Genomic DNA, 5296 nt, shown 5'->3' with positions numbered 1-5296 from the left:
GCGACAGCCAGGACGAGGCCACCAGTGAGGTGGAGCGATGAGCGACCCAAACAGCACCCTCGGGCAGGGGGAGGCGGGCGACGCGGGCGACGCGGCCCGGTCCGCAGACGCCGCCGCCGAACCAATCCTCTCTGTTCGGGAGCTCGAGAAGTACTACCCCGTCCAATCGGGGATTCTGGGCCGGCAGACCGGCGCAGTGCAGGCCGTCGACGGCGTGAGCTTCGACCTGGAGCGCGGCGAGACCCTCGCCGTGGTCGGCGAGTCGGGCTGCGGGAAATCGACGATGGCCGAGACGCTCATCGGACTGAACGACCCGACCGGCGGCGAAATCCGGTTCCGCGGGAAATCAGTCGGTGGCAACGTCGATAAAGCGTTCCGCCGGGACGTCCAGATGGTGTTCCAGGACCCGTTCGCGACGCTGAACGAACGGATGACCGTCGGACGCATCGTCGCCGAGCCGCTGATCATCCACGGCGAACGCGAGGACGACCGCGCGGCGTACGTCCGGGAGCTGCTCGACACGGTCGGACTCAGCGGCGAGGACCACTACGAAGCGTTCCCCCACGAGCTCTCGGGCGGGCAGCGCCAGCGCGTCGGCATCGCTCGGGCGCTCGCGCTGAACCCCTCGATGGTCGTCGCCGACGAGCCCGTCAGCGCGCTCGACGTGAGTATCAAGGCGGGTATCCTCCAGCTGCTCGAACAGCTCCAGGACGAGTTCGGCCTGACCTACCTGCTCATCACCCACGATATGAGCGTCGTCCGGCAGGTCGCCGACCGCGTCGCAGTGATGTATCTCGGCGAACTGGTCGAAGTCGGCCCGGTCGAGGAGCTGTTCGCCGACCCCCAACACCCCTACACGGAGGCGCTGCTGTCGAGCGTGCCGCGGGTGACCGCCGACCCACAGCCGGACAACCGGATTCAGCTGCCCGGCTCGCCGCCGGATCCCGTGCAGCCGCCGTCGGGCTGCCGGTTCCACACGCGCTGTCACCTGCGGGAACGCCTCGACCAGGACGAGGCCGTCCGCTGTGTCGACGAGGACCCCGAGCTTCGGGCCGTTGACGGCCGCGAACTCGCCTGCCACTTCCGACCGGACCACGAGTAGCGCGAGTTCCGGGCCGGCCGGGGCCCGAAACGCGCAATTACGATCGAAAGCGTCGTCGCTTACCCAGTTTCGCCAGCACCGGCCGACGCTGCAGCCACAGCTAACGTTATACACTGCCCACCACGAGTCGGGTGCATGACCAACGAGGCCGGAGTTCCACGAATCGCCGTCGTCCCCGGTGACGGCATCGGCACCGAAGTCGTCCCGGAGGCCAGGCGGATACTCGAGACCGTCGGTGAGTTCGAGTTCGTCGACGCCGAGGCCGGTGACGCGGTGAACGAGCGCGTCGGCACTCCCCTCCCCCAGGAGACTCGCGAGGCCGTCGCTGACGCGGACGCGACACTGTTCGGCGCCGTCGGCGATAGCGCGGCAGACGTGATTCTCCCGCTCCGGGAGGTTGTAGACTCCGACGTCAACGTCCGGCCCGCGCGGGCGTACCCCGGCGTCGACGCCGTCCAGCCCGACTGTGACCTCGTGGTGCTCCGGGAGAACACCGAGGGCGTTTACGCCGGCCACGAACAGCGACTGAGCGACGACCTCTCGACGCTCACCCGCGTCGTCACCGAGTCGGCCTCGCGTCGGCTGGCGGCGTTCGCCTGCGAGTACTGCGAGGAGAAGGGGTTAGACAGTTTTCACGTCGTCCACAAGGCCAACGTGATGCGGGAAACCGACGGTCGGTTCCTCGACGCCGTGCAGTCCGTCGCCCAGGAGCGCGGTTTCGACGCCGAACCGGTGCTGATGGACGCGATGGCGACACACATGTCCATGCACCCACAGGATTACGACGTGCTCGTGACACCGAACCTCGCGGGCGACGTGCTCTCGGACCAGGCCGCGGGGCTGGTCGGCGGCCTCGGCCTGCTCCCCTCGGCGAACCTCGGCGCCGAGAACGCGCTGTTCGAACCGGTCCACGGCACCGCCCCGGACATCGCCGGCCAGGGCGTCGCCAACCCCGTCGCCACCGTTCTTTCGGCGGCGATGCTGCTCGATTTCCTCGACCGGTCCGAGACCGCAGCGCGCGTCCGTGAGGCGACTGAATCGGTGCTCGAAGACGGCCGACGAACGCCGGATCTCGGCGGCAGCGCGACGACCGAAGAGATGGCCGAGGCCATCCGGAACCGGCTGTAGGCGCGTCAGGGAGGGCCGATTCGAGCATGCGAATTACCCATGGGAATAAACTGGAGTAGTAATTATTAAGCACCCGCATCCGGAAGGTCACGTATGACAGAACGCGTCGCCACGACCGCCGGGCTGTTCCCGCTCCCGGACTGGGCGAAGACACAGCTCTCGGACCTGAAAGGCCACCAGAAACACGACCTCATCGACGGCTCCGAGGGGCCGGAGGTCCGAGCCGCATACGAACGCGTCCGGACGGAGCTCATCGAGGACCAGCGTGACGCCGGCCTCGACCGCATCGTCGAGGGGCAGGCCCGCTGGGACGACTTCCTCGCGCATCCGCTGGCGGTTCACGACAACGTCGAGACCGGCGGCATCGTGCGCTACTTCGACAACAACAACTTCTACCGCGACCCGACGGTCGTCGGCGAGCTCACCGTCGACGGGGACGTAGCTGCGGAGCTCGACGCCGCCCACGGGCTGCTGGAGGGGGGCGAGTCGCTACAGGCGGTGCTGCCGGGTCCGTACACCCTCGCTGCGCTGGCGACTGACGAGTATTACGGCGACGAGGCCGAGTTCCTGAATGCCATCGCGGGGTTCCTTGCCGAGGAGGTCCGGGCACTCCCGCCACACGAGACGCTGCTGCTCCCCGAGCCGTCGCTGGTAACTGATGCGCCCGCCGAGGGGGCGCACGAGCGCGCGAGCGCCGCAGTGGACACCGTCGCCGCCGCAACCGACGCCGAAGTCGTGGTGCAGTCTTCCTGGGGCGCTCACGACGAGAAAACGTACGCGCACCTGATGGACGCAGACGTGGACGCACTGGGCTTCGACTTCATCGCTGGTGACCGCGACGCTCACCTCTACAACATCAACGAGTACGGCACCAAGGACGCCATCTCGCTGGGGCTGGTCGACGGCCAGAACACCGAGATCGAATCGGCCGGGACCGTGCGCGAGCGCATCGACTGGGTCGACACCAAGGTGCCGGGCCAGGAGTTCGAGACCATCTACGTCACGCCCAACACGGAACTGGCGTACCTCCCCGTCTCGAAATACCGTGAGAAGCTTGCGGTGCTCGCGGCGGCCGTCGACGAGGCTGCAGCGGAAACGGGGGTGAGCGCCTGATGGCCCGAGACGCCCAGAACCGTGCGCAGTTCCGCCCCGCAGAGCACCCGAACGACTCGTTCCTGCTGACGAGCATCGTCGGCTCCTACCCCAAGCCCAAGTGGCTCAACCGCGCCGACGAACTCGCCGACGACCCCGAGTCGAAGTTCGACGAAGGGGACCTCGAGGAGGCCCACGACGACGCCTGCCGACTCATCACCCACGAACACGAACGCGCCGGGCTCGACACCGTCGTGGACGGCGAGATGCGCCGCAACGAGATGGTGGAGTTCTTCGCCCACCGCATCGATGGCTACGAGTTCAACGGGCCCGTGAAGGTGTGGGGCCACAACTACTTCGACAAACCCTCCGTGGTCGAGGCGGTCGAGTACGACGAGCCGTGGCTGGTCGAGGAGTTCGAGTTCACCAACGAGGTGGCTGAGCGCCCGGTCAAGGTGCCCATCACGGGGCCCTACACGCTCGCCTACTGGGCGTTCAACGAGGCCTACGAGAGCAAGGAGGCGCTGGCCTACGACCTCGCGGACCTCGTGAACGAGGAGATCGAGAAGCTGGTCGACGCCGGTGCGCGATACATCCAGATCGACGAGCCGGCGCTGGCGACGACGCCCGACGACCACGCTATCGTCGGCGAGTGTCTCGAACGCATCGCCGACGGCGTGCCCGAGGAGGTCCGCATCGGCCTCCACGTCTGCTACGGCGACTACTCGCGGATCTACCCCGAACTCAACGAGTTCCCGGTCGACGAAGTGGACCTGGAGCTGTGTAACGGCGGGTACGAGCAGATCGAGGTGTTCGCCGACGGCGAGTTCGCGCCAGACCTCGCGCTCGGGGTCGTCGACGCCCACGTCGCCGACGTGGAGAGCGTCGCGGAGATCAAGGAGAACATCAAAGAGGGGCTGAAGGTCGTCCCGCCGGAGAAGCTGACCATCAGCCCGGACTGTGGGCTGAAGCTGCTTCCCCGTGAGTCCGCGTACGGCAAGATGGAGAACCTCGTGCAGGCCGCCCGCGAGGTCGAGGAAGAACTCGACGCCGGCGAGGTCGACGTGCCGGTTCGCGACATCGCGCCCGCAGACGACTGAGTGAGTCGGCTGGCGGCTGCCGACTCACACGCTGAAGAGTGAGCCGGCTGGCGGCTGCCGACTCACACGCTGAAGAGTGAGCCGGCTGGCGGCTGCCGACTCACACGCTAAGCGGCGACGGTTAGCCACATCCGCTGACGACGGCCTGAACGACGCGAAAACGGACCAGATTCGGCCACCCTTTTCAGACCCGGCCTCTACGTTCAGTGTCATGACCAATCTCCACCCCGTCGTCGAGGAGACGGCGGAGAACATCGCCTCGATGGAGACGCGGGGCGCTGCCACTATCGCCGCGGCGGCCGCCGAGGCGCTCCGCAGGCAGGCCGTCGACGTCGGGGGACGCAGTCCCGCGGGCAGTCAGACGCCGTCTGACGACGCCGAGGAGACTGACCCGGATGCGTTTCGCGAGACGATGCGGGCAGCCGCTCGACGGCTGCACGAGACCCGGCCCACGGCGGTCTCGCTGCCCAACACGCTGCGCTACGTGCTCACCCGGATGGAGGGCGACGATGTCGAGGAACTGCGAGAGAGCGTCGACGCCGCCGCCCGGGAGTTCGATCACCGGCTCGACCGCGCCCAAGACGAACTCGGGGAAGTCGGCGCGAACCGGATCCAGGACGGCGACACCGTGATGACCCACTGCCACTCGACGGATGCGCTCTCCTGCATCGAAACCGCCGTCGAGCAGGGCAAGGAGCTTTCGGCGGTCGTCAAGGAAACCCGCCCGCGGAACCAGGGCCAGATCACCGCTGCGGAGCTGGTCGACCTCGGTGTCCCGGTCACGCTCATCGTCGACAACGCCGCGCACCGCTATCTCGACGACGTGGACCACCTGCTGGTCGGCGCCGACTCCATCGCCGCCGACGGGAGCGTC

Annotated in this window: 4 protein-coding genes and 1 pseudogene; all 5 read left to right on the top strand. The window is 67.7% G+C overall.

The annotated features are described in order from the left end of the window. Positions 1 to 37 precede the first annotated feature (37 nt). Complete coding sequence (locus tag V5A38_RS14330) at positions 38 to 1102, top strand: oligopeptide/dipeptide ABC transporter ATP-binding protein (protein ID WP_332326444.1); 1065 nt, start codon at positions 38 to 40, stop codon at positions 1100 to 1102. A gap of 135 nt (positions 1103 to 1237) precedes the next feature. After that, positions 1238 to 2230: an isocitrate/isopropylmalate family dehydrogenase gene (locus tag V5A38_RS14325; RefSeq protein WP_332326443.1), complete on the top strand. Its 993-nt coding sequence runs from the start codon at positions 1238 to 1240 to the stop codon at positions 2228 to 2230. Between the two features lie 93 nt (positions 2231 to 2323). Continuing rightward, positions 2324 to 3343: a 5-methyltetrahydropteroyltriglutamate--homocysteine methyltransferase gene (locus V5A38_RS14320; protein WP_332326442.1), complete on the top strand. Its 1020-nt coding sequence runs from the start codon at positions 2324 to 2326 to the stop codon at positions 3341 to 3343. Further along, positions 3343 to 4422, top strand: a complete 1080-nt coding sequence (locus V5A38_RS14315; RefSeq protein ID WP_332326441.1) for a methionine synthase — start codon at positions 3343 to 3345, stop codon at positions 4420 to 4422. Before V5A38_RS14320 ends, V5A38_RS14315 begins: the two co-directional genes overlap by 1 nt. A gap of 211 nt (positions 4423 to 4633) precedes the next feature. Continuing rightward, positions 4634 to 5296 (top strand): annotated as a pseudogene (locus tag V5A38_RS14310) (ribose 1,5-bisphosphate isomerase); the annotation flags it as partial.

Source organism: Halolamina sp. (genome assembly GCF_036626355.1).
Taxonomy (GTDB): Archaea; Halobacteriota; Halobacteria; order Halobacteriales; family Haloferacaceae; genus Halolamina.
Note: the sequence above shows the minus strand (reverse complement) of the source record. Positions and strands in the feature narration are given on the sequence as shown.

What these genes read in the sequence shown, in the direction of transcription:
- V5A38_RS14330 (WP_332326444.1), top strand. Translation starts at nt 38, where the DNA reads ATGAGCGACCCAAACAGCACCCTCGGGCAGGGGGAGGCGGGCGACGCG.
- V5A38_RS14325 (WP_332326443.1), top strand. Translation starts at nt 1,238, where the DNA reads ATGACCAACGAGGCCGGAGTTCCACGAATCGCCGTCGTCCCCGGTGAC.
- V5A38_RS14320 (WP_332326442.1), top strand. Translation starts at nt 2,324, where the DNA reads ATGACAGAACGCGTCGCCACGACCGCCGGGCTGTTCCCGCTCCCGGAC.
- V5A38_RS14315 (WP_332326441.1), top strand. Translation starts at nt 3,343, where the DNA reads ATGGCCCGAGACGCCCAGAACCGTGCGCAGTTCCGCCCCGCAGAGCAC.